23 protein-coding genes are annotated in these 24507 nt (G+C 71.3%); 7 read left to right on the top strand and 16 right to left on the bottom strand.

From position 1 onward, the window contains the following. The first annotated feature begins 108 nt into the window (after positions 1 to 108). Both ACFC0Z_RS33515 and ACFC0Z_RS33510 read left to right on the top strand, forming a co-directional pair. The gene (locus ACFC0Z_RS33515; protein WP_376446155.1) at positions 109 to 849 is read left to right on the top strand and encodes a DUF3558 domain-containing protein; all 741 of its coding nucleotides are present in this window, start codon (positions 109 to 111) and stop codon (positions 847 to 849) included. A gap of 119 nt (positions 850 to 968) precedes the next feature. Further along, entirely contained in the window at positions 969 to 2219 is a 1251-nt protein-coding gene (locus ACFC0Z_RS33510) for a DUF2637 domain-containing protein (RefSeq protein WP_376446152.1), read from the top strand. A gap of 63 nt (positions 2220 to 2282) precedes the next feature. Here ACFC0Z_RS33510 and lysS read toward each other — a convergent pair whose 3' ends face one another. Next, entirely contained in the window at positions 2283 to 4004 is a 1722-nt protein-coding gene (gene lysS / locus ACFC0Z_RS33505) for a lysine--tRNA ligase (protein ID WP_376446150.1), read from the bottom strand. Positions 4005 to 4202: 198 nt separating this feature from the next. Here lysS and argS point away from each other — a divergent pair, with 198 nt between their 5' ends. Then, on the top strand, positions 4203 to 5963 hold the full coding sequence (gene argS / locus ACFC0Z_RS33500) for an arginine--tRNA ligase (protein ID WP_376446147.1): 1761 nt from the start codon (positions 4203 to 4205) through the stop codon (positions 5961 to 5963). A gap of 63 nt (positions 5964 to 6026) precedes the next feature. On the opposite strand, the gene ACFC0Z_RS33495 is transcribed toward argS, so the two are convergent. Continuing rightward, complete coding sequence (locus tag ACFC0Z_RS33495; RefSeq protein ID WP_376446320.1) at positions 6027 to 6296, bottom strand: DUF1876 domain-containing protein; 270 nt, start codon at positions 6294 to 6296, stop codon at positions 6027 to 6029. A gap of 113 nt (positions 6297 to 6409) precedes the next feature. Between ACFC0Z_RS33495 and ACFC0Z_RS33490 the strand changes: the two genes are divergently transcribed. Continuing rightward, complete coding sequence (locus ACFC0Z_RS33490) at positions 6410 to 7186, top strand: DUF4253 domain-containing protein (RefSeq protein ID WP_376446145.1); 777 nt, start codon at positions 6410 to 6412, stop codon at positions 7184 to 7186. A 7-nt stretch (positions 7187 to 7193) separates the two neighbouring features. Here the strand turns inward: ACFC0Z_RS33490 and hemB are convergent, their stop codons facing one another. The 6 genes from hemB to ACFC0Z_RS33460 form a co-directional block, all read right to left on the bottom strand. Beyond that, entirely contained in the window at positions 7194 to 8198 is a 1005-nt protein-coding gene (gene hemB, locus ACFC0Z_RS33485; RefSeq protein WP_376446142.1) for a porphobilinogen synthase, read from the bottom strand. 155 nt (positions 8199 to 8353) lie between these two features. Further along, positions 8354 to 10024 (bottom strand): uroporphyrinogen-III synthase, encoded by a 1671-nt coding sequence (locus ACFC0Z_RS33480; RefSeq protein ID WP_376446140.1) that lies wholly within the window; start codon positions 10022 to 10024, stop codon positions 8354 to 8356. Then, on the bottom strand, positions 10021 to 11007 hold the full coding sequence (gene hemC, locus ACFC0Z_RS33475; RefSeq protein ID WP_376446137.1) for a hydroxymethylbilane synthase: 987 nt from the start codon (positions 11005 to 11007) through the stop codon (positions 10021 to 10023). Before hemC ends, ACFC0Z_RS33480 begins: the two co-directional genes overlap by 4 nt. Continuing rightward, positions 11004 to 12368: a glutamyl-tRNA reductase gene (locus tag ACFC0Z_RS33470; RefSeq protein WP_376446134.1), complete on the bottom strand. Its 1365-nt coding sequence runs from the start codon at positions 12366 to 12368 to the stop codon at positions 11004 to 11006. Before ACFC0Z_RS33470 ends, hemC begins: the two co-directional genes overlap by 4 nt. After that, positions 12365 to 13210, bottom strand: a complete 846-nt coding sequence (locus tag ACFC0Z_RS33465) for a redox-sensing transcriptional repressor Rex (protein WP_376446131.1) — start codon at positions 13208 to 13210, stop codon at positions 12365 to 12367. Before ACFC0Z_RS33465 ends, ACFC0Z_RS33470 begins: the two co-directional genes overlap by 4 nt. A gap of 272 nt (positions 13211 to 13482) precedes the next feature. Next, complete coding sequence (locus ACFC0Z_RS33460) at positions 13483 to 13761, bottom strand: glutaredoxin family protein (protein WP_376446128.1); 279 nt, start codon at positions 13759 to 13761, stop codon at positions 13483 to 13485. 91 nt (positions 13762 to 13852) lie between these two features. On the opposite strand from ACFC0Z_RS33460, the gene ACFC0Z_RS33455 reads away from it, so the two are divergent. The 3 genes from ACFC0Z_RS33455 (at position 13853) to ACFC0Z_RS33445 (ending at position 17577) form a co-directional block, all read left to right on the top strand. Further along, positions 13853 to 14824: an HAD family hydrolase gene (locus ACFC0Z_RS33455; protein ID WP_376446126.1), complete on the top strand. Its 972-nt coding sequence runs from the start codon at positions 13853 to 13855 to the stop codon at positions 14822 to 14824. A gap of 409 nt (positions 14825 to 15233) precedes the next feature. Further along, positions 15234 to 16025, top strand: a complete 792-nt coding sequence (locus ACFC0Z_RS33450; RefSeq protein ID WP_360811421.1) for an ECF subfamily RNA polymerase sigma factor, BldN family — start codon at positions 15234 to 15236, stop codon at positions 16023 to 16025. Between the two features lie 292 nt (positions 16026 to 16317). Then, the gene (locus ACFC0Z_RS33445) at positions 16318 to 17577 is read left to right on the top strand and encodes a DUF5667 domain-containing protein (RefSeq protein WP_376446123.1); all 1260 of its coding nucleotides are present in this window, start codon (positions 16318 to 16320) and stop codon (positions 17575 to 17577) included. A 72-nt stretch (positions 17578 to 17649) separates the two neighbouring features. Here ACFC0Z_RS33445 and ACFC0Z_RS33440 read toward each other — a convergent pair whose 3' ends face one another. From ACFC0Z_RS33440 to ACFC0Z_RS33405, 8 genes are all read right to left on the bottom strand, one after another. Next, the gene (locus ACFC0Z_RS33440) at positions 17650 to 18639 is read right to left on the bottom strand and encodes a lysophospholipid acyltransferase family protein (protein ID WP_376446120.1); all 990 of its coding nucleotides are present in this window, start codon (positions 18637 to 18639) and stop codon (positions 17650 to 17652) included. A gap of 15 nt (positions 18640 to 18654) precedes the next feature. Continuing rightward, positions 18655 to 19713, bottom strand: a complete 1059-nt coding sequence (locus ACFC0Z_RS33435; RefSeq protein ID WP_376446117.1) for an NAD-dependent epimerase/dehydratase family protein — start codon at positions 19711 to 19713, stop codon at positions 18655 to 18657. Positions 19714 to 19850: 137 nt separating this feature from the next. Then, entirely contained in the window at positions 19851 to 19949 is a 99-nt protein-coding gene (locus tag ACFC0Z_RS33430; RefSeq protein ID WP_003948845.1) for a 30S ribosomal protein bS22, read from the bottom strand. 162 nt (positions 19950 to 20111) lie between these two features. Continuing rightward, complete coding sequence (locus ACFC0Z_RS33425; RefSeq protein ID WP_015034391.1) at positions 20112 to 20321, bottom strand: helix-turn-helix domain-containing protein; 210 nt, start codon at positions 20319 to 20321, stop codon at positions 20112 to 20114. A gap of 127 nt (positions 20322 to 20448) precedes the next feature. Then, entirely contained in the window at positions 20449 to 21264 is an 816-nt protein-coding gene (locus ACFC0Z_RS33420) for a phosphatase (RefSeq protein ID WP_376446114.1), read from the bottom strand. Between the two features lie 96 nt (positions 21265 to 21360). Then, on the bottom strand, positions 21361 to 22536 hold the full coding sequence (locus tag ACFC0Z_RS33415; protein WP_376446112.1) for an acetoin utilization protein AcuC: 1176 nt from the start codon (positions 22534 to 22536) through the stop codon (positions 21361 to 21363). Further along, positions 22505 to 23704 (bottom strand): MFS transporter, encoded by a 1200-nt coding sequence (locus tag ACFC0Z_RS33410; protein ID WP_376446109.1) that lies wholly within the window; start codon positions 23702 to 23704, stop codon positions 22505 to 22507. Before ACFC0Z_RS33410 ends, ACFC0Z_RS33415 begins: the two co-directional genes overlap by 32 nt. 43 nt (positions 23705 to 23747) lie before the next feature. After that, entirely contained in the window at positions 23748 to 24395 is a 648-nt protein-coding gene (locus ACFC0Z_RS33405; protein WP_376446106.1) for an HAD family hydrolase, read from the bottom strand. Positions 24396 to 24507 lie beyond the last annotated feature (112 nt).

The raw sequence follows: 24507 nt of genomic DNA, 5'->3' as shown, positions 1-24507 counted from the left end.
TGAGTGGACGGCGACCACGTAACGTGTCGGCGTACCCGTGGCCGCCCGCCGGCCGTGGCAGCCGGCCCGACCGGCCGCCGGACCGCACGACAAGCGACTGAAGGAACCATGCAGCGATCAGCCTCGCGCCTCCCCCGCATACTCGCCTGCGCCGCCGTCCCGGTGATGCTCGTCGCCGCCGGCTGCTCCTCCGGCTCCGACGGCTCCGGCTCGGGTTCCGGCAAGGCGGGCTCGGGCGACAAGGCGGCCGCGTCGGCCTCCGCGACGCCCACCCCCTCGCCGACGCCGACGGTCGCCCCGGCGAAGTTCGCGAAGCTGCCCGAGGTCTGCAAGGCGATCTCCGCGAAGACGACGGCCTCGCTGGTGCCGGACGCGAAGAACAAGAAGGGCACGCAGGCCGCGTCGAGCGACGTGAACAGCCGCACCGGCTGCTCGTGGAACGGTCTCGACGACAAGGGCGTGGACGGTTCCCAGTACCGCTGGCTCGACGTCTCCTTCTACCGGTACGACTCCGACGTGTCGCTCGGCAGCGGCCAGGACCGCGCGGAGGAGAACTTCGCGAAGGAGGTCGGCAAGGTCCAGCAGACGCCGGGCGCGAAGAAGCTGAGCACGACCGCCGCGACCGGCGTCGGCGAGGAGGCGAAGACGGTCTCGTACCAGGTGCGCAAGACGGGCGAGGACTTCGTCTACACGTCGGTGGTCGCCCGCACGGGCAACGTCCTGGTCCTGCTGTCGTACAACGGCGCCGGTTACGCGGGCGCCGACGCCCCGTCGCAGAAGTCGATCACGGCCGGCGCGGTGAAGGCCGCGAAGGAGGCCGTCGCGGCGGTCGCGGCAGCCAACAAGTAGTCACAAACCTGCCCAGACAGGCACATGCGCGCGGAGCCCGTCCCTCCCCCGAGGGCCGGGCTTCGCGCACATGTGCCACTCTGTGCGCGCGAGATGTCGTTTGACGGGAGGGGTCGCGGGTGGCCGCGATGCAGCTGACACGCACACACCGAATACTCATCGGCCTCGTCATCGCCGGTGCGCTGATCATCGCGGGAATCGGTTTCGCCGGTTCGTACGCGGCCGTCCGCGAGCTGGCCGTGAACAAGGGCTTCGGCACCTTCTCGTACTTCTTCCCGATCGGCATCGACGCGGGCATCTGCGTCCTGCTCGCCCTCGACCTGCTGCTGACCTGGCTGCGGATCCCGTTCCCGCTGCTGCGGCAGACGGCGTGGGTGCTGACGGCGGCGACGATCGCGTTCAACGGCGCGGCGGCCTGGCCCGACCCGCTGGGCGTCGGCATGCACGCGGTGATCCCGGTCCTGTTCGTCGTCTCGGTCGAGGCCGCGCGGCACGCCGTGGGCCGGATCGCGGACATCACGGCGGACAAGCACATGGAGGGCGTGCGGCTCACCCGCTGGCTGCTGTCCCCGGTCCCCACCTTCCGCCTGTGGCGCCGGATGAAGCTGTGGGAGCTGCGCTCGTACGAGCAGGTCATCAAGCTGGAGCAGGAGCGGATGATCTACCAGGCCCGGCTCCAGGCCCGCTACGGCCGTGGCTGGCGCCGCAAGGCGCCGGTGGAGGCGCTGATGCCGCTGCGCCTGGCGCGGTACGGCGTGCCGCTGGCGGAGACGGCGGCGGAGGGCCTGGCGGCGGCGGGCATCGAGCCGGCGGTGCTGCCGGCGGAGCAGCCGCAGCCCCCCGTGATGATCCCGCAGCAGACCGTCCCGGCGATCCCGCAGCAGCTCCCGCACCCGGAGCCGGTCGCGGTGGGGCCGGGCGCGGTGCAGCCGGGCGCCGCGGAGGCGGGCGCGGTGGACGCGGCCGGCAACCCTTGGTTCAAGGACAACCAGGTCTCCCCGGAGTCCTACGAGGGCGACTACAACCCCCAGATCGTGGAGGGCCTCGAACCCACCCCGGTCCCGGTCCCCCAGGGCCCGGAGGACGTCCCGCCGCCGGGCCCGGAGCAGTTCGTCGAGTACCCGGAGTACGTCGAGCAGCAGCCGCAGCGGCCTCAGGACGACGACTTCGAGGAAGTCGTCTTCAAGGCCATGGACACGTACGTGTACGAGCACGACCAGATGCCGTCCGAGTCCGCGCTGGCTCAGCTGGTGGCCGAGTGGTACGGCCTGGCGGAGTTCCCGGAGGGCGAGCTGGCCCTGCTGCGGCAGGCGGTCCCGAAGGCCGAGGAGCGCGTGCAGCAGGCGAGGGCCGAGGTCGACACTCCCTGACCTCAGGTACGGCGAAGGGCCACCACCTCCGGAAATCCGGAAGTGGTGGCCCTTTCCGTTCGCTTACGCGCCGAGCAGCTTCCGCACCCGGTCCGCGCCCACGGCGAGGAGCAGGGTGGGCAGGCGCGGCCCGGTCTCGCGGCTCACGAGGAGCTTGTAGAGCAGGGCGAAGAAGGCACGCTGGGCGAGCTTCAGCTCGGGCGTCGGCTTGGCCTCGGGGTCGAGACCGGCCATGACCTTCGGGACGCCGTAGACGAGCGTGGTGAGCCCGTCGAGCGACCAGTGGGTGTCGAGGCCTTCGAGGAGCAGCCGCAGCGACTCGCGTCCTTCGTCGTCGAGCGAGCCGAGGATCTCGGTGTCGGGCTCGTCGCGGACGATGGTGCGCTGGTCGGCCGGGACCTGGTTGGTGATCCAGCTCTCGGCGCGGTCCAGACGCGGGCGGACCTCGTCGAGCGAGGTGACCGGGTTCTCCGGGTCGAGCTCGGTGAGGATGCGCAGGGTCTGCTCGTCGTGGCCGGCGGTGATGTCCATGACGGAGGCGAGCGTCCGGTACGGCAGCGGGCGCGGCGTCCGGGGGAGCTCGCCGGCGGCCGTGCGGGCGGCGCGGGAGTGGGCGGCGGCGTCGGCGGGCAGGACGGTGCCGTCGGCGACCTTGGCCTCCAGCTTGTCCCACTCGTCGTAGAGCCGCTGGATCTCCTGGTCGAAGGCGATCTTGAAGGACTGGTTGGGCTTGCGGCGGGCGTACAGCCAGCGCAGGAGCTGGGGCTCCATGATCTTGAGCGCGTCGGCCGCGGTGGGCACGCCGCCCTTCGAGGAGGACATCTTGGCCATGCCGCTGATGCCGACGAAGGCGTACATGGGGCCGATGGGCTGGACGCCGTCGAAGATGCGGACGATCTGGCCGCCGACGACGAAGGAGGAGCCGGGCGAGGTGTGGTCGACGCCGGAGGGCTCGAAGATGACGCCCTCGTAGGCCCAGCGCATGGGCCAGTCGACCTTCCAGACCAGCTTGCCGCGGTTGAACTCGCTGAGCTTCACGGTCTCGCCGAAGCCGCAGTTCGTGCAGGTGTAGGCGAGCTCGGTCGTGTCGTCGTCGTACGAGGTGACCGTGGTGAGGTCCTTCTCGCACTGGCCGCAGAACGGCTTGTACGGGAAGTAGCCGGAGGTGCCGCCGGAGCCGTCGTCCTCGGCGGCGGCGCCGGAGCCCTCCTCGGCCTCCAGCTCGGCCTCGTCGACCGGCTTCTGCGACTGCTTCTTCGGCGCCTTCTTCGTCCGGTACTGGTCGAGGATGGCGTCGATGTCACCGCGGTGCTTCATCGCGTGCAGGATCTGCTCGCGGTAGGTGCCGGCGGTGTACTGCTCGGTCTGGCTGATGGGGTCGTACTCGACGCCCAGCTCGGCGAGCGCCTCGACCATGGCGGCCTTGAAGTGCTCGGCCCAGTTGGGGTACGCCGAGCCGGCGGGGGCCGGGACGGAGGTCAGCGGCTTGCCGATGTGCTCGGCCCAGGACTCGTCGACGCCCTCGATGCCGTTGGGCACCTTGCGGTAGCGGTCGTAGTCGTCCCAGGAGATGAGGTGCCTGACCTCGTACCCGCGGCGGCGGATCTCGTCGGCGACCAGGTGCGGGGTCATGACCTCGCGGAGGTTGCCGAGGTGGATCGGGCCGGACGGGGAGAGGCCGGAGGCGACGACGACCGGTTTGCCAGGCGCACGTCGCTCCGATTCGGCGATGACATCGTCCGCGAAACGGGAGACCCAGTCGGTCTCGGTGCTGCTCTGAGCCACGGTCGGTACGTCCTTCTTCCTTGACGGTTCTGCGGGACAGCCCTGCGTCGTCCATTCTCCCAGACGGATGGGAAGTCGCGGCGGTTGTCCACAGGTGCGGATTTGTCCACAGGCGGAGAAAACACGTTGCTCCCCCGTGGGACACTTGACAAGCGAAATCAGACCTGACGATCTCACCCTCAACAGGAACGGAAGCTCATGGCCTCGGTCCCTTCCCTCGCTTCGACCGTGCAGCAGCGCCTCGCGGACGGACTCTCGGCAGCCCTGCCGGAGGCCGCGTCCGCCGACCCGCTGCTGCGACGAAGCGACCGGGCCGACTTCCAGGCCAACGGCATCCTGGCGCTGGCCAAGCAGCTCAAGGGCAATCCGCGTGAGCTGGCGACGAAGGTCGTCGAGGCGATCCCGGCGAACGACGTGCTGAAGGAGATCGAGGTCTCGGGCCCCGGCTTCCTGAACATCACGGTCACGGACGCGGCGATCATCGAGACCCTCGCGGCCCGTGCCGCGGACGCGCGTCTCGGTGTGCCGTTCAACGAGGCCGCGGGCACGACGGTGATCGACTACGCCCAGCCGAACGTGGCGAAGGAGATGCACGTCGGCCACCTGCGGTCCGCCGTGATCGGTGCCGCCATGGTGGAGATCCTGGAGTTCACGGGCGAGACGGTGGTCCGTCGTCACCACATCGGCGACTGGGGCACCCAGTTCGGCATGCTCATCCAGTTCCTGATCGAGCACCCGCACGAGCTGGACCACTCCTCGGAGGCCGAGGTCTCCGGCGAGGAGGCCATGTCGAACCTCAACCGGCTGTACAAGGCCTCGCGCGCCCTCTTCGACTCGGACGAGGAGTTCAAGACGCGGGCGCGTGCCCGGGTGGTGGACCTCCAGGCCGGCGACGAGGAGACGCTCGCCCTGTGGCAGCGGTTCGTCGACGAGTCGAAGATCTACTTCTACTCGGTCTTCGACAAGCTGGACATGGACATCCGGGACGGCGACGTGGTCGGCGAGTCCGGCTACAACGACATGCTGCACGAGACGTGCCGCCTCCTCGAGGAGTCGGGCGTGGCCGTCCGCTCCGAGGGTGCGCTCTGCGTGTTCTTCGACGACGTCAAGGGCCCGGACGGCAACCCGACGCCGCTGATCGTCCAGAAGTCCGACGGCGGCTTCGGCTACGCGGCGACGGACCTGTCGGCGATCCGCGACCGCGTGGGCAACCTGAAGGCGACCTCGCTGCTCTACGTGGTGGACGCCCGTCAGTCGCTGCACTTCAAGATGGTCTTCGAGACGGCCCGCCGGGCGGGCTGGCTGAACGAGGACGTGAAGGCCGTCCAGCTGGCGTTCGGCACGGTCCTCGGCAAGGACGGCAAGCCGTTCAAGACCCGTGAGGGCGAGACGGTCCGGCTGGTGGACCTCCTCGACGAGGCGATCGACCGCGCGTCGGCCGTCGTCCGCGAGAAGGCCCAGGACCTGACCGAGGAGGAGATCGCCGAGCGTGGTGCCCAGGTCGGCATCGGCGCGGTGAAGTACGCGGACCTGTCGACGTCGGCGGCCCGAGACTACAAGTTCGACCTGGACCAGATGGTCTCGCTGAACGGCGACACCTCGGTGTACCTCCAGTACGCGTACGCGCGTATCCAGTCGATCCTGCGCAAGGCGGGCGACGCGAAGCCGGTGGCGCACGCCGAGCTGGCCCTCGCGCCGTCGGAGCGGGCCCTCGGCCTGCACCTGGACACGTTCGGCGAGCTGATCGCGGAGACCGCCGCGGAGTACGCGCCGCACAAGCTGGCCGCGTACCTGTACCAGCTGGCTTCGCAGTACACGACGTTCTACTCGGAGTGCCCGGTGCTCAAGGCGGACACCCCGGAGCAGGTCGAGAACCGTCTGTTCCTGTGCGAGCTGACGGCCCGGACGCTGCACCAGGGCATGGCGCTCCTGGGCATCAGGACGCCCGAGCGTCTCTGAGTCGTACACCGCCGGAGCCCCCGCCACGGAAGCCCGTGGCGGGGGCTTCGTCGTGCGTGGACATCAGCGGATGCTGCGGGAGGTCCGCCCCGAGACCTGGTCGATCTCGGTGTGGGCCTTCTGGAGCAGCTGGGAGGCGAGGTCCATCAGGGCGCGCGCGCCCGCGATCTCCTCGCCGACGCGGAGCTGGTCGGGATCGGAGGGGTGGCGATTGGCCCGGCCGTGGGCCCGGAACTCGGTGCCGTCGCTGAGCCGGACCATGGCCGCGGCCCGCGTGCGGTCGCCTTCCTCCTGGAACTCCATCTCCACATGCCATCCGACGAGCGTGTTCATCATGAGGATCACCTCCGGCGAGGTACCTGTCGGCTACCCCTCCAGAGTGCGCTGCGGCGTGCCGCACCACCACTCGCCCCGGCGTTGTCAGTGGTGCCCCGTACGTTCTCCGCATGGCGATGATCCCGAACCAGCTGCCCCGGCTCGCAGCCGATCCGACCGGCCGTTCCCTCGGCCTCGACCTGCCGCCCGGCGCCGTCACCGGCCCGGCGGACGCCCCGTACCTCTGGTCGGGGCACGGTGCTGCGGGGCCCGCCGCGTGGAGCGCGCTGCGCCCGGCGGCCCGTACGGCCGGGCTGCTGCCGGTGCTGCTGGGCGGTGACTGGGGGCTGGACCGGTGGGAGCTGATGCCGGAGCGGATGAGCGATCCGGCCGACCACGAGGCGGACGAGGTCCTCGCCGGCTTCTGGGAGGCGTACGCGTCGGACGAGATACCTGACGCGGCGGGCTGGCCGGGCCTGGCCCCGGCGCAGCCGTACGACACGGACCCCGACAAGGCGGCGGCCGCCGTCGCCGAGATGCTGACGGAGCCGGGCTTCTGGCTGGAGGACGCGCGTCCGGCGCTGGTTCCGGCGCGGCGCAGCGCGGACATCCCGGCGGTGATCGGCTGGACCGGGCCGCTGAACCACGAGAACGACGTGGCCAGGCTGTGCGCGGTGCTGCGGTCCTGGGAGGACCGCTTCGGGGCCCGGGTCGTGGCGCTGACCTTCGACCAGCTGGTGGTCTCGGTCGCCGCCCCGCCGCAGACGCAGGAGGAGGCCGAGGCGCTGGCGGCGGAGCACTACGCGTTCTGCCCGGACAACATCGACCAGGGCAGCCACACGAACCTGCGGGACTACGCCCGGGCGGGGCTGCTGGACAGCCCCGTCTGGACGTTCTGGTGGGACTAGGAGGCGCCTAGGCGCGCGCGGCGGACAGCTTCTGGGCGACCTCGGTGGCCCAGTAGGTGAGGATCATCTGCGCGCCGGCCCGGCGGATGCCGGTGAGGGTCTCGAAGATCGCCCGGTCGCGCTCGATCCAGCCCTTCTCGGCGGCGGCCTCGACCATCGCGTACTCGCCGCTGATCTGGTACGCGGCGACGGGGACGTCCACGGACTCGGCGACCTTGGCGAGGACGTCGAGGTACGGTCCCGCGGGCTTGACCATGACCATGTCGGCCCCCTCCTCCAGGTCGAGGGCGAGCTCGCGCATCGACTCACGGAGGTTGGCGGGGTCCTGCTGGTAGGTCTTGCGGTCGCCGGTGAGCGAGGAGCCGACGGCCTCGCGGAAGGGCCCGTAGAAGGCGGAGGAGTACTTCGCGGTGTACGCGAGGATCGACACGTCCTCCTTGCCGATGGTGTCGAGGGCGTCCCGGACCACTCCGACCTGCCCGTCCATCATTCCGGAGGGTCCGACGACGTGGACGCCGGCGTCGGCCTGGACCTGGGCCATCTCGGCGTACCGCTCCAGGGTGGCGTCGTTGTCGACGCGCCCGTCGGCGTCGAGAACCCCGCAGTGCCCGTGGTCGGTGTACTCGTCGAGGCAGAGGTCGGACATGATCACGAGGTCGTCGCCGACCTCGGCGCGGACGTCGCGGATGGCGACCTGGAGGATCCCGTCCGGGTCGGTGCCGGCGGTCCCCGCGCCGTCCTTCTTGGCGTCCTCGGGCACGCCGAAGAGCATGATCCCGGAGACCCCGGCCTCCACCGCCTCGACGGCGGCCTTCCGCAGGGTGTCCCGGGTGTGCTGGACGACGCCGGGCATGGCGGCGATCGGCGCGGGCTCGGAGATCCCCTCGCGCACGAACGCGGGAAGGATCAGATCGGCCGGATGCAGCCGAGTCTCGGCCACCATCCGTCGCATGGCAGGGTTCACCCGCAGACGCCGCGGCCGCGCTCCGGGAAAAGATCCGTACGAGTTCATGACCCCGAGGCTACGCCCGCACACACAGTGCACTTACCGACACAGTGTTGCCGCACCACGTTGTGGGCATGCGTTCCGCCGGGCTGCGTCCGCACCCGCAGGGCCCGGAAACGCACCGGGTGCGGGCCCCAAAAGGAACCCGCACCCGAACCGAACTACGTCGTGCGACGCCGCCGCGCACCCGGCCGCCGCTCACTCGGCCGCGTCACCGGATCCCCCGCCTCCAGCGCGACCTCCCGCCGCCGCAGCCCGAAGTCCGCGAGCGCCTCGGCGAGCTTGTGCACGGACGGCTCGGGCGAGAGCACGTCCACCCGCAGCCCGTGCTCCTCCGCCGTCTTGGCGGTGGCGGGCCCGATGCAGGCGATGACGGTGACGTTGTGCGGCTTGCCGGCGATGCCGACGAGGTTCCGCACGGTCGACGACGAGGTGAAGAGCACCGCGTCGAAGCCGCCGCCCTTGATCGCCTCTCGCGTGTCCGCCGGCGGCGGCGAGGCCCGTACGGTCCGGTACGCGGTGACGTCGTCGACCTCCCAGCCCAGTTCGATGAGCCCGGCGACGAGCGTCTCGGTCGCGATGTCGGCCCGCGGCAGGAAGACGCGGTCGATCGGGTCGAAGACGGGGTCGTACGGAGGCCAGTCCTCGAGGAGACCGGCCGCCGACTGCTCACCGCTCGGCACGAGGTCCGGCTTCACACCGAAGTCGACCAGCGCGGCGGCCGTCTGCTCGCCCACCGCGGCGACCTTGATCCCGGCGAAGGCGCGGGCGTCGAGCCCGTACTCCTCGAACTTCTCCCGCACGGCCTTGACGGCGTTGACGGAGGTGAAGGCGATCCACTCGTACCGTCCGGTGACGAGTCCCTTGACCGCCCGCTCCATCTGCTGCGGCGTGCGCGGCGGCTCGACGGCGATGGTCGGGACCTCGTGCGGCACGGCGCCGTACGAGCGCAGCTGGTCGGAGAGCGAGGCCGCCTGCTCCTTGGTGCGCGGGACGAGGACCCGCCAGCCGAAGAGCGGCTTGGACTCGAACCAGGACAGCTGGTCGCGGTGCGCGGCGGCGCTGGGCTCGCCGACCACGGCTATCACCGGGCGGTGGCCCTCGGGCGAGGGGAGGATCTTCCCCTGCTTGAAGACCTGCGCGATGGTGCCGAGCGTCGCGTTCCACGTGCGCTGGCGGGTGGTCGTGCCGGCGATGGTCACGGTGAGCGGGGTGTCGGGCTTACGGCCCGCCGACACCAGCTCGGCCGCGGCCGCGGCCACCGAGTCGAGAGAGGTGGAGACGACGACGGTGCCGTCGGAGGCGCCGACCTCGGCCCAGCACCGCTCGTCGGCGGTACGGGCGTCCACGAACCGCACGTCGGTGCCCTGCGCGTCACGGAGCGGCACTCCGGCGTACGCGGGCACGCCGACGGCGGTCGCGACGCCGGGGACGACCTCGAAGGGGATGCCCTCGGCGGCGCAGGCGAGCATCTCGGCACCCGCGTTCCCGTCGAGTCCGGGGTCGCCGGTCACCGCACGGACGACCCGCCTGCCGCCCCTCGCGGCCTCCATGACAAGATTGGCGGCATCCCTCAACACGGGGACTCCGGCGGCTGTTGACGCCTCGTCAACAACCGTCAGCTCAGGCGTGCTCACCCCCGCGCGCGCATGGCCGCGAACGACCTCGAGCACCTCCGGCTCGGCGATCAGGACGTCCGCGCCCCCGAGGGCCTCGACGGCCCTGAGGGTCAGCAGTCCGGGGTCTCCCGGTCCTGCGCCGAGGAACGTGACGTGCCCGTGGCCGGTGAAGGCCGAGGACACAGGGCTGGTGGTCGGGCGGGTGGGGTTCAAAGTGCTCGCTCCCCCATAAGACCGGCCGCACCCTTGGCGAGCATCTCGTCCGCGAGTTCGCGTCCGAGCGCCATGGCCTCGTCGTGCGAGGTGGGTACGGGACCGGTGGTGGACAGCTGCACCAGCGTCGAGCCGTCGGTGGTGCCGACGACGCCACGCAGGCGCATTTCGGTGACAACCTGCCCGTGACCGGGGCCGTCGGCCAGCAGGTCGGCGAGCGCACCCACGGGTGCGGAACAGCCGGCCTCCAGGGCGGCGAGCAGGGAACGCTCCGCGGTGACGGCGGCCCGGGTGAGCGGGTCGTCGAGACCGGCGAGCGCGGCGACGAGGTCGGCGTTGGCGGCCGGGCACTCGATCGCCAGGGCCCCCTGGCCGGGGGCGGGCAGGACGGAGTCGACCGACAGGTGGTCGACGGACAGGGAGCCGGTGAGCTCCGAGGTCCCGCCGATGCGGTTGAGGCCGGCCGCGGCCAGGACCACCGCGTCGAGTTCGCCGCTGTGGACATAACCGACACGGGTGTCGATGTTGCCGCGGATCGGGACGCAGGTGAACTCCAGGCCGTGGCTGCGCGCGTACGCGTGGAGCTGGGCCATGCGCCGGGGGGAGCCGGTGCCGACGCGGGCGCCCTTGGGCAGCCGGTCGAGCGTGACGCCTTCGCGGGCGATCAGGACGTCGCGCGGGTCCTCGCGCTTCGGGATCGCGGCCAGCACCAGGTCCGGGTGCTGCGCGGTCGGCAGGTCCTTCAGGGAGTGGACGGCGAAGTCCACCTCGCCGGCGAGCAGCGCGTCGCGCAGGGCGGCGACGAAGACGCCGGTGCCGCCGATCCGCGCGAGGTGCTCCCGGGAGGTGTCCCCGTACGTGGTGATCTCCACGAGCTCGACGGCCCGGCCGGTCAGCTGCCGGACGGCGTCGGCCACGTGCCCGGACTGGGCCATGGCGAGCTTGCTGCGCCTGGTCCCGAGCCTCAGTGCCCTCTCGGTCATACTCGCCCTCGGTTCTTGACGTCGGCGTCATTCAGGTCGGCCCGGCTGACGGATGCGACCGTCTCCGGGTCGAGGTCGAAGAGTGTCCGCAGCGCGTCCGCGTACCCGGCACCGCCGGGCTCGCTGGCCAGCTGCTTGACCCGCACGGTCGGCGCGTGCAGGAGCTTGTCGACCACGCGTCGCACGGTCTGGGTGATCTCGGCGCGCTGCTTCTCGTCGAGGTCGGGGAGCCGGCCTTCGAGCCGCGCGACCTCGGTGGCCACGACATCGGCGGCCATCGTGCGCAGGGCGACGACGGTCGGGGTGATGTGCGCGGCGCGCTGGGCGGCGCCGAAGGCGGCGACCTCGTCGGAGACGATGCCGCGGACCTGGTCGACGTCGGCGGCCATGGGCGCGTCGGCGGAGGCCTCGGCGAGCGACTCGATGTCGACGAGCCGGACACCGGGGATCCGGTGGGCGGCGGCGTCGATGTCGCGGGGCATCGCGAGGTCGAGCAGGGCGAGCGGGGTGCGTCGGCCCTGCACGGCGGTCGTGATGTCCTCGCCGGTGAGGACGAGTCCGGTGGCGCCGGTGCAGGAGACGACGACGTCGGCCCGGGTGAGTTCGTCGCCGACGGCAACCATGTCGACCGCGCGCGCGGTCACGCCGGTGCCGCCGGGCTCGCTCAGGATCTGGGCGAGGCGCTCGGCGCGGGCGAAGGTGCGGTTGGCGATGACGATCTCGGAGACGCCGGAGCGCGCGAGGGTGGCGGCGGCGAGCGAGGACATCGAGCCCGCGCCGATGACGAGCGCCTTCTTGCCCTTGGCCCAGGTGTCGACGTCCGCGCCGGCCGCGCCGTCGACGAGTTGCTCGAGCCCGAAGGTGACGAGCGACTGCCCGGCCCGGTCGATCCCGGTCTCGCTGTGGGCGCGCTTGCCGACCCTCAGGGCCTGCTGGAACAGGTCGTTGAGGAGGCGGCCGGCGGTGTGGAGGTCCTGGCCGAGGGCGAGGGCGTCCTTGATCTGGCCGAGGATCTGGCCCTCGCCGACGACCATGGAGTCGAGGCCGCAGGCCACCGAGAAGAGGTGGTGGACGGCCCGGTCCTCGTAGTGCACATAGAGATAGGGGGTGAGCTCGTCGAGGCCGACGCCGCTGTGCTGCGCGAGCAGCGTGGACAGCTCGGCGACACCGGCGTGGAACTTGTCCACGTCGGCGTAGAGCTCGATGCGGTTGCAGGTGGCGAGGACGGTGCCCTCGGTGGCCGGTTCGGCGGCGAGGGTGTCCTGGAGGAGCTTGGCCGGGGTGTCACCGGTGAGCGCGGCCCGTTCGAGGATGGAGACGGGGGCGCTGCGGTGGCTGAGACCGACGACGAGAAGACTCATGCCGGCATCACCGCGGGGACGTCCCCGTCGGGTCCCTTGCGGCCGCTGTCGGCGGTGCGCTCGGCGGACGGCACGGCGGGCGCGCCCGCCTGCGTACGGGTCGCACCGGCCGCACCGGTCGCACCGGTCTCCGGGGTGCCCTCCGGAGCGGTCCCCTGGCCGCCCTCGTTGCCCGAGTCCTCCCCCGCCTTGCGCTGCTCGTGGAAGGCGAGGATCTGGAGCTCGATGGAGAGGTCGACCTTGCGGACGTCCACGCCGTCGGGCACGGAGAGCACGGTCGGGGCGAAGTTCAGGATGGAGGTGACTCCGGCGGCGACGAGCCGGTCGCAGACCTGCTGGGCGACGCCGGCCGGGGTCGCGATGACGCCGATGGAGACGCCGTCCTCGCTGATGATCTTCTCGAGGTCGTCGCTGTGCTGTACGGGGATGCCGGCGACGGGCTTGCCGGTCATCGCCGGGTCGGCGTCGATCAGCGCGGCGACCCGGAAGCCGCGGGAGGCGAAGCCGCCGTAGCCGGCGAGGGCGGCACCGAGGTTACCGATGCCGACGATGACGACCGGCCAGTCCTGGGTGAGCCCGAGCTCGCGCGAGATCTGGTAGACGAGGTACTCGACGTCGTATCCGACACCGCGGGTGCCGTACGAGCCGAGGTAGCTGAAGTCCTTGCGCAGCTTCGCGGAGTTGACGCCCGCGGCGGCCGCGAGCTCCTCGGAGGAGACCGTGGGAACGGAGCGCTCCGAGAGCGCGGTCAGGGCGCGCAGATACAGCGGAAGCCGGGCGACGGTGGCCTCGGGAATTCCTCGGCTACGGGTCGCCGGTCGGTGAGTTCGGCCAGTTGCCACGGTGCTCCTGCGGGATGAGCGGGGCTGCAGGCGGCCATATGTCCCAAGACCGCCCCGTCGAATGCAGGCTATGTCTTTGTGAACGCGTGCACAAAGATGGTGTCCGTTTTGTCCGGCCAAAGTGACCGGGGTCACGCGACCGGTTCGGATCTTCCCGGAACCACGAAGTGCTTCAGGGCGTTGAGATCCCGAAGGGGGCAAAGCCGTACACACTCCTCACGACGCCACCCCCGAAAGCCAACAAAACGTCCACGATGGTAACCGCCTTTCGGTCACGCACCCAGTTCGCGCCGAAGACGCCCGGCGTCCACGCGCCAGAACGTGTGCTGCTCACCGTCGATGAGGACGACCGGGATCTGCTCCCAGTACGCCCGGTGGACCTCCTCGTCGCGAGTGATGTCCTTCTCCTCCCAGAGTGCCCCCGTTTCCGCGCAGACCTGCTCGATCACCGCCCGGGCGTCGTCACAGAGATGACATCCCGGCTTGCCGATCAGCGTCACGGTGCGCGATCCGGCGTCCTTCTTCTTCGCTCGTCCGAACATGACGTCCATTCTGTCCAATTAACAGGAGGGCCCCGCAGTGTTCACGCCCCGGCATCGTCACAAGTCGGGAAGTACCGAACAGACTGGCTATGCTCGCCACATGGCCGCTCTGGGATGGCTCACCCCCCGTAGGCGCTCCGCCACCGCGCGCAGCGTCCTCGCAGGCGAGGCCGCTGCCGAGGCAGCGCGCAAGTCCTCGCTCCAGCTGGAGAGGGAGCGGGAGGAGGCCGCCGCCGAGGCCGAGGCCCCCGAGAGCACCGAGACCGCCCCACCGGCCGAGCCCGAGTTCCCGGTCGTCGGCGACGTGGAGGCCGCGGCCTTCTTCGACCTCGACAACACGGTGATGCAGGGCGCCGCCCTCTTCCACTTCGGCCGCGGCCTGTACAAGCGGAAGTTCTTCCAGCGCCGCGAACTGGCGCGCTTCGCCTGGCAGCAGGCCTGGTTCCGGCTGGCGGGCGTCGAGGACCCCGAGCACATGCAGGACGCCCGCGACAGCGCGCTCTCCATCGTCAAGGGCCACCGCGTCTCCGAGCTGATGTCGATCGGCGAGGAGATCTACGACGAGTACATGGCCGACCGCATCTGGCCCGGCACCCGCGGCCTCGCCCAGGCCCACCTCGACGCGGGCCAGAAGGTGTGGCTGGTCACGGCCGCCCCCGTGGAGACGGCCACGATCATCGCCCGCAGGCTCGGCCTGACCGGCGCGCTCGGCACGGTCGCCGAGTCCGTCGACGGCGTCTACACGGGCAGGCTGGTCGGCGAACCGCTGCACGGCCCGGCGAAGGCCGAGGCGGTACGGGCTCTCGCCGCCGCCGAGGGCCTCGACCTGAGCCGCTGCGCCGCGTACAGCGACTCGCACAACGACATCCCGATGCTCTCCCTCGTCGGGCACCCGTACGCGATCAACCCCGACACGAAGCTCCGCAAGTACGCCAAGGCCCGCGAGTGGCGCCTGCGCGACTACCGGACCGGGCGCAAGGCCGCGAAGGTCGGCATCCCGGCCGCCGCCGGCCTGGGCGCGATCGCGGGCGGCACCGCCGCCGCGGTCGCCCTCCACCGCCGCCGCCACTGACGCGGGGCCGCCTGCCGATACGTTTCGGCTGCGATCGTCTACGACAACCCCGGACCACGCCCACTCACCCGTCCGTGGTCGAACAGCCCCGCACACGTCGACTCCCGAGCATTCCGGGCCCCTTACCCAGCAGCGGCCCCGATCACTCTTCCGCTCCGGACTTGAGCACAACACAACGCGCACGCAGTCACACCCGAAAGCAATTCGATCAACACTCGGTCACCAAGTGACCCTAGATACGACTGCAAGCAGTAACGAAAACGTCGTAATCGATGATTTGAGCAACTGGGTGTAGTGCTGCCTGTACGAAGCGTTATTCTCCTCAGACGCACAAAGGACCCCTCCCGTCGCCACGACGAGTGAACGGTCCCGCACTGCACGTGATGGAAGCTCTGCCTCTGGGAGTCCCGTGTACCCACACGTCGGGGTTGACACCTCGGGCCTGGCTACGCTGCGCGCAACGGTCCTCGACCACTTGCGCGGCTTCGTCCCCACCGCGTACGCCGGCCCTGTCCCCGCCTTCGCCTTCGCCTCACCGGCACCCGCCGGCCCTTGCTATGCCCTGGCCGACGGCAGCGCCGCCGTGGGCAGACGAGGAGCGCGCGGCGGCGCCGGAACCTCGACACCCGCCCGCCGCCCCACCGCCGACAGCGACAGCGCGCGCATGATGGACCTGGTCGAGCGCGCCCAGGCCGGCGAGGCCGAGGCCTTCGGCCGCCTGTACGACCAGTACAGCGACACCGTCTACCGCTACATCTACTACCGCGTCGGCGGGAAGGCCACGGCGGAGGACCTCACCAGCGAGACGTTCCTGCGCGCCCTGCGCCGGATCTCCACCTTCACCTGGCAGGGCCGCGACTTCGGCGCCTGGCTCGTCACCATCGCCCGCAACCTGGTCGCCGACCACTTCAAGTCCAGCCGCTTCCGCCTCGAAGTCACCACCGGCGAGATGCTCGACGCCAACGAGGTCGAGCGCAGCCCCGAGGACTCCGTCCTGGAGTCCCTCTCCAACGCGGCGCTGCTCGACGCGGTCCGCCGCCTCAACCCCCAGCAGCAGGAGTGCGTGACCCTGCGCTTCCTCCAGGGCCTCTCGGTCGCCGAGACCGCCCGCGTCATGGGCAAGAACGAGGGCGCGATCAAGACCCTCCAGTACCGGGCCGTCCGCACCCTGGCCCGCCTCCTCCCGGACGACGCGCGCTGACCGGTCCGCGCCCCCCACACGCGACCATCGGCACCCCCCACACCCCACCCTGCCCCCACACCACCCCCACAACCCCCGCATTCCTCACGGTCGGTGACGTTCCGGTAACTCGCTGGTCCGATCATCTTTCGCGCGTAACCCAAGTGCCGCGCCGCTCGTTGTGCGGAATGCAGGCTCCCTGTGGTCACGCCATGTCCGCAGCCACTCACTCGTTCGTGTGGATGTGCTCAAGGCGTGCAACCTTCCGGACACCCCGGGGAGTCGACCGTCATGACGAGAGGAGGTGCCGCCAGTGATCGCGAACGTATCGGCGCACCGGCGGGCGAACGCCTTCGCCCAGGCCCTGGAGGACCGGGCGGCCGAGGGCGCGGCGGCCGAACAGCCCGAAGCTCCGGCCGAACCGGCGGAGCAGGGGCGGCTGTTGGCCTTGGCGAACGGTCTCGGCGAGCTGCCGAAGCCGCATCTTGACCCCGAGGTCAAGGTGGTGCAGCGAGCGCAGCTCGTCGCCGCCATGGAAGCGATGCTCATGGAGGGAAGCGCGGCCGCGGGCCCCACGGTCCCCGAGCAACGGACGTCGACCGGCCGGGGAGCCCACCGGGCCTCCCCGCTCCGCAAGCTCCGTCCCCGCTCCCGCTGGACCAAGGGCCTCGCCGCGGGCGGGCTCACGGTCGGCGTGGCCGCGGGCGCCTTCGGCGGCGTCGCAGCCGCCAGCTCCGACGCCCTCCCCGGCGACTCGCTCTACGGGCTGAAGCGGGGCATGGAGGACATCAAGCTCGGCATGGCGGACGACGACCTGGACCGCGGGGGCATCTACCTCGACCAGGCGTCCACCCGGCTCAGCGAGGCCCGCCGTCTCATGGAGCGAGGCCGCTCCGGCGACCTCGACCACGAGTCCCTCACCGAGATCCGCCGCGTCCTCGGCGGCATGAAGCACGACGTCTCGGAAGGCCACCGCCTGCTCCGCCAGGCGTACGAGCGGGACGGCGAGATCGCCCCCATGGCCCGGCTCAACTCCTTCGCCCAGGCCCACCGCGACACCTGGAAGGGCCTGCGCGACCGGCTCCCGCTCCAGCTGGCGGACGTCGGCAGCGAGGTCACCGGCGTCTTCGACGCCATGGACGACGAGGTCGAACCGCTCCAGTCGGTGCTTCCCCGCACCCCGGAGAGGGGCGCGGCCGGCACCGAGAGCCCCACCACCGGCAGCGGCGCCCCGCAGGACACCCGGGACACGGGCACCCCCAGCCCGCCGTCCACCCAGGAAGCCTCCCCCACGGGAAGCCACTCCGCCCCGCCCCGCCCGTCCGGCCCCCCGAGCACCGGTACGAGCACGAGCGCCGGCCCCGAGGCCAGCGGCAGCGACGCCCCGCCGGAGGACGACGGCCTCCTCGGCGGCAACACCGGCGGACTGCTCCCGCCGCCGCCGACCAGTCCGACGACGACACCCTCGACCACGGCCCCGGCCGCGACCCCCGAGGTGCCGGACGTGACCCTTCCTCCACTCCTGCCGGGCCTGCTACCGGGCCTCGGCATCGACAGCGAGGACGCTCGCTAGCAAGAAGAGGAGGGCGCCCCACGGACGGGGGCGCCCTCCTCTTCCTTCAAGCGTCTTCTCTTCAAGCGTCCTCTAGAAGAACACCGACCGCCGCTGCACCAGCAGCTTGTACAGCGTGTGCTGTATCCGCTCCCGCACCTGATCCGTCAGGTTGAACATCAGCATCGGGTCCTCCGCCGCCTCCGGCGCGTACCCGTCCGTCGGGATCGGCTCCCCGAACTGGATGGTCCACTTCGTCGGCAGCGGCAGCGCCCCGAGCGGCCCGAGCCACGGGAAGGTCGGCGTGATCGGGACGTACGGAAGGCCGAGCACCCGCGCCAGCGTCTTCGCGTTCCCGATCATCGGGTAGATCTCCTCCGCCCCCACGATCGAGCAGGGCACGATCGGCACCCCGGCCCGCAGCGCCGTCGAGACGAAGCCGCCCCGCCCGAACCGCTGGAGCTTGTACCGCTCCGAGAACGGCTTCCCGATCCCCTTGAAGCCCTCCGGCATCACGCCGACGAGCTCCCCGCCCCGCAGCAGCCGCTCCGCGTCCTCCGCGCAGGCCAGGGTGTGCCCCGCCTTCCGCGCCAGCTCGTTGACGACCGGCAGCATGAAGACCAGGTCGGCTGCGAGCAGCCGCAGGTGCCGCCCCTCCGGGTGCTTGTCGTGGACGGCCGCCTGGAGCATCAGCCCGTCCAGCGGCAGCGTCCCCGAGTGGTTGGCGACGATCAGCGCCCCGCCCTTGTCGGGGATGTTCTCGATCCCCTTCACCTCGACCCGGAAGTACTTCTCGTACAGGGGCCGCAGCAGCGCCATCAGGACCTGGTCGGTGAGTTCCTCGTCGTAGCCGAACTCGTCGACCTCGTACTCGCCGGTGATCCGCCGCCGCAGGAACGCGAGGCCGCCCGCGAGCCGCCGCTCCCAGCCCGCCGCCGCCCCTTCCGCCCTGGGCGGTTCGGGAGGAGCGGGCGGGGGCGCCGGCAGGGCCCGTACGGCCGCCTCCTCCCCGTCGGCGCGGGCGGGCCGGCGACGGGCCCGCGAGCGGTCGTCGTCGAACGGAATGACCTTGGCGTCCGCCATGGCTGTCGGGCCTCCTCAGGCGCCGTCGTGACGGGTGGGGGCGGGAGACGGGGCGAGGCGGCCGGCGAGCCGGTCCACCGCCCCGGCGAGCGTCTCGGGCGGCAGCAGCCCGGGACCGCGGCTCTCCGCGAAGTCGGCGAAGGCCTCGGCCGTCGTGTAGCGCGGCGAGAAGCCGAGGACCTCGCGCATCTGCACCGTGGAGACGACCCGGCCGTGGGTGAGCAGACGGATCTGCTCGGGCGCGAAGTCGGTGACCCCGACCGTCCGCAGCGCCGTCCCCACCCAGGTGACGGCGGGCAGGAGGACGGGCACGGTCGGCCGGCCGAGCCTCCGGGCGCACTGCGAGAGCAGCAGGACCCCGTCACCGGCGATGTTGAACGTCCCGCTGTTCAGGCTCGCCCTGCGGGGCTCGTGGGCCGCCAGGCGCAGGACGTCGACGACGTCGTCCTCGTGGACGAACTGGAGTCTGGGGTCGTAGCCGAACACGGTCGGCATGACGGGCAGCGCCAGGTACTCGGAGAGCGGCGAGTCGATCCGCGGCCCGAGGATGTTCGCGAACCGCAGCACGCAGACGGCCACGTCCGGGCGGCGCCGGGCGAAGCCGCGCACGTACCCCTCGACCTCGACGACGTCCTTCGCGAAGCCGCCGCTGGGCAGTGACTTCGCGGGCGTGTTCTCGGTGAAGACGGCCGGGTCGCGGGGAGCGGAGCCGTAGACGCTCGTACTGGACTTGATCACGAGCCGGTTGAGCCGGGGCGACTTCTGGCAGGCCCCGAGCAGCTGCATGGTGCCGATGACGTTGGTCTCCTTGACCGACGTACGGCCTCCGGCGCCGAGCGCCGTCCCGGTGACGTCCATGTGGACGACCGTGTCGACCTCGTGCTCGGCGAGGACCTTCGCTATGGCGGGCCTGCGGATGTCCGCGCCGACGAACGTGGCGGCACCGAGCTCGTGCTCCGGCTCGACCGCGTCGACCGCGATCACCCGCTCCACTTCCGGGTCCCGCTGGATCCGCCGGATGAAGCGGCCCCCGAGATGCCGGGCGGCACCGGTGACGAGCACGACCCTGCCCAAGATCAGCGCCTTCCGTCCGTCTTCCGTTGGTCGCCACCGTAGCGCGTCGAGATTTCCGCGCGATAAAAAACGTGGCCCCCCACCGCGAACGGTGAAGGGCCACGCCTGCGCACGAAACACTGCGAAGCAGCGGTCGCTTACTTCTTGTTGCGACGCTGAACGCGCGTGCGCTTAAGCAGCTTGCGGTGCTTCTTCTTCGCCATCCGCTTACGGCGCTTCTTGATAACAGAGCCCACGACTACCCTCGCTCACTACTCGGAACATCCCCGACTGAGCGGGGATCGGTGCGGGGCGTCTGGGCCCACACGACCTACGTCGGCCTAGCCTACCGTCCCGAGCTCCACGCTTGTAATCCGAGGGCCGTACGGGACTTTCCGGACTCTGCGGAAAGCGCCCCGCTACGCGGTGCCCACCCCCACGAAGGACTCCCTCAGGTACTCGTGAACCGCCTGTTCCGGCACCCGGAAGGACCTGCCCACCCGGATCGCCGGCAGATGACCGCTGTGCACCAAGCGGTACACGGTCATCTTCGACACGCGCATCACCGAGGCTACTTCCGCCACGGTCAGAAACTTGACCTCGTTGAGAGGTCGCTCGCCAGCAGCCATGACCCACCTGTACCTTCCGCCGCGACGGCCACCGGCTTCCCCTCCGGTGACTCAACGTCGTCGAGCGCTCACGCTCCAGACTAGGGGCGGGTGGTACGAGTGGGGAAGAGGAGCTGCGATCGGCCGTTTACCGTGACAGACACGCTCGATTGAGTACATAGCGCGTGAGGGGACGGTAGTAGTCGGAGCGCACGCCGTCATCAAGCGGAACGGCCACCGACACCTGCCCCTCGGCCTCCCCCACGAAGAGCGCCGGATCATCCGTATCGGCCAGCCCGATGGCCTCGATACCCAGCTGACCTGCACCGCAGACCCATCCGTGGTCCCCGATCACCAGCTCCGGCAGCGGCCCGCCGGAGTCCGCCGCGCTCTCCAGAGCCGCCCGAACCGGCAGCGCGGAGTGCGTGTGCGCCCCCTGTTCCCCGCCTCCCCCGGGTGCCCCGGCCTCCCGCAGCAACGCGACCCCCCGTACGTAGTCGAGGAGGTGTGTACGTACGCCGAACCGGGTCGTTATGTCGACAGATCGCCCCTGCGCCGGGGTGAGGACAAGACATCCCGCCGCCGACAAAGCGTCTGCGAGCGCGACGTAGAAACCGAGCAAGCGGTGCGGATGCCCGGTCCCGAACAGCACCGGGACCCGACGCGCGGCCGCCGCCGCGAGCCGCGCGGCGAAGGCGTCGAGCCCCCTCACCGTACGCTCGGGATCGATGACGTCGGGCCCCGAACGGTGCGCCGGATCCCCCGACACCCCGCACTTCTCGGCCATCAGCCGCAACAGGTCGGCCTCACCCCACCGCCAGGCCGGGTCGAGACCCAACAGCACCCGCGGGTCCCGGGCGGCGAAGAGCCGGTAGCTCCGCAGGCTCTCCTCCCGCGACGTCGCCACCGTCCCCGCCAACCCCGCCGCCAACAGATGCGCCCGCAGCGCCCCGGTACTCAACACCCTCCGATGCTGCCGGAACCCGACGCGCCCGGAGCCGAAACCCCGGGGACAGCGCACAGTCGGCCTAACGCGCGCCCACCCTGGCCCGAAAGGCCCCTACGGCAGCAGCCCCCGCAGCGGGAACGCCGCCTTCCGGGTCGCGAGCACCGCCTGGTCGAGCCGGTCCGCCGGGTCGTACCCCGCGGACCAGTCGCGGAACTCCACCGGCCACCGCCCGTCCGTCATCCGCGCCGGCCCGAGCTGCCGCGTCCGCGCGTACACCTCGTCCCGCCAGGACGACGGGATCACCGAGGCCGGATCGACCGGCGCGTGCGCCGCGATCCCCACCAGATGCGTCCACGACCGCGGTACGACGTCCACGACCGCGTATCCCCCGCCGCCGAGCGCCAGCCAGCGCCCGTCGGCGTGCGCGTGCGCCAGCTCGTGACAGGCCTCCTGGACCGCCCGCTGCGCGTCCAGGGACACCGCCAGGTGCGCGAGCGGATCCTCGAAGTGCGTGTCCGCCCCGTGCTGCGTCACCAGCACCTGCGGCCGGAACTCCTCGATCAGCTCCGGCACCACCGCGTGGAAGGCCCGCAGCCACCCCGCGTCCCCGGTCCCGGCCGGCAGCGCCACGTTCACGGCCCCGCCCTCACCGGCCCCGGCCGCCCCCGTCTCCTCCGGCCACCCGGTGTTCGGGAACAGCGTCCGCGGGTGCTCGTGCAGCGAGATCGTCAGAACCCGCGGGTCGTCCCAGAACGCCGCCTGCACCCCGTCCCCGTGGTGCACGTCCACGTCCACGTACGCGACCCGCTCCGCGCCCAGCTCCAGGAGCCGGGCGATGGCGAGCGAGGCGTCGTTGTAGATGCAGAACCCCGAGGCGGCCCCCGGCATCGCGTGGTGCAGCCCGCCGGCGAAGTTCACGGCGTGCGCGGCCTCCCCGCGCCAGATCGCCTCCGCCGCCCCCACCGACTGCCCGGCGATCAGCGCCGACGCCTCGTGCATCCCGGCGAACGCCGGGTCGTCGACCGTCCCGATCCCGTACGTCTGGTCGGCGCGGCGCGGATCCGCCGACGCGGCCCGCACCGCCGCCACGTAGTCCTCACGGTGGACGAGCCGCAGCGTCGAGTCCCCGGCGGGCCGCGCCGCGACCACGTCCACGGCCCGGTCGAGCCCGAAGGCCCGCACGAGCCCCATGGTCAGCGCGAGCCGTACCGGGTCCATCGGATGCTCGGACCCGAAGTCGTACTGGGTGACAGCTTCATCCCACATCAACAGTGCGCGGCCGCTCATGGACGCCACCGTATCGGGCGTCCCGAGAGCCGAACGACGTGGCGTACACCACCGTCACCAGGACCAGCGCCATCGGCACCAGCATCGCCCCCCGATAGCTCCACGCGTCCCCCAGCGCGCCCACCAGCGGGGAGCCGACGAGGAAGCCGACGTAGTTGAAGACGTTGAGCCGCGCGACCGCCGCGTCACTGGCCTCCGGGAACAGCCGGCCTGCGGCGGCGAAGGTCTGCGGCACGATCACGCTCAGCCCGAGCCCGAGCACCGTGAACCCGAAGATCCCCACCCACGCCCCCGGCGCGACCGCGACCACCCCGAACCCCAGCGCCCCGAGCACCGCCCCGGCCCGCACGACCGTCGCCGCCCCGAACCTGCGCACCCCGAGGTCCCCGACGGCCCGCCCGAGCAGCGTCGTCACCATGTACGCGTTGTACGGCACCGTCGCCAGCTCCTCCGAGCTGCCCAGCACGTCCTGGAGGTACTTGGCGCTCCAGTTGGAGACCGTCGAGTCCCCGATGTACGCGAAGGTCATGACGAGGCAGAGCGGCAGCAGCAGCGCGAACGCGATCCGGCCCCCCGCACGGGCCCCGTCCTCACCGGCCGTCCCGCCCTCGCCGGCCACGTACCAGCGGCTGCCGACGAGCGCCACGGGCAGCAGCACCGCCACGACCGGCAGGTACGACACGAACAGCGACAGGTGCCAGTGCGCCCCCACCCAGGCCAGCGAGGCACCGGCGATCCCGCCGAGACTGTACGAGGCGTGGAAACCGAGCATGATGCTGCGCCCGTACGCCCGCTGGAGGCTGACCCCCAGCATGTTCATGGAGGCGTCCAGGGCGCCCACGGCGAGCCCGAAGAGCCCGAGGGCGACCGCCGCCTGCCAGAGCTCCGATCCGGCACCCACGGCGAGCAGGGCGAGCAGGACGAAGGGCTGGGAGCACCGCAGCACCGCCACGGGCCCCACCCGGGCGACGAGCTTCTCCGTCGCCACGCTCGCGACCCCCGCGAGGATCGGCACCGCGGCCAGGAAGGCCGGCAACAGGGCGTCCGAGATCCCGTACCGGGTCTGGATCCCCGGTATTCGGGTCACGAGCAGGGCGAAGGTGACCCCTTGCACGAAGAAACTGACCGCCAGGGCTCCCCGCCCGCGCCGCAAGCGCGCATCTGTCATGGCGGCTCAGCGTAGGGCCGAAAGCTACCCCTGGGTAGATGGATCACCGCCCCAAAATCGCGGGAAGCTCCTCCATCCTCCCGAAGAACCCCGCCGCCCCCGCCAGCTTCTCCTCGGGAGTCATCGCCGTGAACCCGTAGACGTCCATCCCCGCCGCCACGGCGGCCTGCACCCCGAGCCGGCTGTCCTCGACCACCACACACCGCTCCGGAGGGACCCCCATCGTCGCGGCGGCGTGCAGGAACAGGTCCGGCGCGGGCTTCCCCCGGCCGACGTCCTCGGCACTGAACACGATCTCCTCGGGAAACCACACGTCGAGCCCGGTCTTCCGGTGCCCCACCCTGATCCGCTCATGGCTCCCCGAAGAGGCCACACAGTACGGAACCCCGGCCCCGGCAAGCCCCTCCAGCACCTCCGGGGCCCCGTCCACAGCCTCCAACTCCCGCTGGAACGCGGCGAAGACCCGCCCGTGGAACGTCTCGTCGAAGTCCGCCGGCAACCGCTCCCCGGTCCGCGCCTCGATCAGCTCGTGAATCCGGTGCATGGCCGATCCCATGTAGTCCCGGACCGACTCCTCGTACGAGGTGGGGTGCCCGAGCTCCGTCAGATAGTCGGCGAGAATCGTGTTGGAGATCGGCTCGCTGTCCACGAGCACACCGTCATTGTCGAAGATCACCAGGTCGTAGCGCATGCCCCCAGCGTAGAACTCGCCTAGAACGCAAAAATGCCTCAACCCCCGGACAGAGTCCGGGGGTTGAGGCTAAAAATTGTTCGGCGGCGTCCTACTCTCCCACAGGGTCCCC

It is taken from the genome of Streptomyces sp. NPDC056144, from assembly GCF_042264145.1.
Classification (GTDB): Bacteria; Actinomycetota; Actinomycetes; order Streptomycetales; family Streptomycetaceae; genus Streptomyces.
This window is presented reverse-complemented; position numbering and strand designations above follow the sequence as displayed.

Bases quoted from the DNA above. Each gene is read 5' to 3' on its own strand.
- ACFC0Z_RS33515 (WP_376446155.1), top strand. From the start codon at position 109: ATGCAGCGATCAGCCTCGCGCCTCCCCCGCATACTCGCCTGCGCCGCC.
- argS (WP_376446147.1), top strand. From the start codon at position 4,203: ATGGCCTCGGTCCCTTCCCTCGCTTCGACCGTGCAGCAGCGCCTCGCG.
- ACFC0Z_RS33495 (WP_376446320.1), bottom strand. From the start codon at position 6,296: ATGAACACGCTCGTCGGATGGCATGTGGAGATGGAGTTCCAGGAGGAA.
- ACFC0Z_RS33490 (WP_376446145.1), top strand. From the start codon at position 6,410: ATGGCGATGATCCCGAACCAGCTGCCCCGGCTCGCAGCCGATCCGACC.
- hemB (WP_376446142.1), bottom strand. From the start codon at position 8,198: ATGAACTCGTACGGATCTTTTCCCGGAGCGCGGCCGCGGCGTCTGCGG.
- hemC (WP_376446137.1), bottom strand. From the start codon at position 11,007: ATGACCGAGAGGGCACTGAGGCTCGGGACCAGGCGCAGCAAGCTCGCC.
- ACFC0Z_RS33470 (WP_376446134.1), bottom strand. From the start codon at position 12,368: ATGAGTCTTCTCGTCGTCGGTCTCAGCCACCGCAGCGCCCCCGTCTCC.
- ACFC0Z_RS33460 (WP_376446128.1), bottom strand. From the start codon at position 13,761: ATGGACGTCATGTTCGGACGAGCGAAGAAGAAGGACGCCGGATCGCGC.
- ACFC0Z_RS33455 (WP_376446126.1), top strand. From the start codon at position 13,853: ATGGCCGCTCTGGGATGGCTCACCCCCCGTAGGCGCTCCGCCACCGCG.
- ACFC0Z_RS33440 (WP_376446120.1), bottom strand. From the start codon at position 18,639: ATGGCGGACGCCAAGGTCATTCCGTTCGACGACGACCGCTCGCGGGCC.
- ACFC0Z_RS33425 (WP_015034391.1), bottom strand. From the start codon at position 20,321: ATGGCTGCTGGCGAGCGACCTCTCAACGAGGTCAAGTTTCTGACCGTG.
- ACFC0Z_RS33415 (WP_376446112.1), bottom strand. From the start codon at position 22,536: ATGAGCGGCCGCGCACTGTTGATGTGGGATGAAGCTGTCACCCAGTAC.
- ACFC0Z_RS33410 (WP_376446109.1), bottom strand. From the start codon at position 23,704: ATGACAGATGCGCGCTTGCGGCGCGGGCGGGGAGCCCTGGCGGTCAGT.
- ACFC0Z_RS33405 (WP_376446106.1), bottom strand. From the start codon at position 24,395: ATGCGCTACGACCTGGTGATCTTCGACAATGACGGTGTGCTCGTGGAC.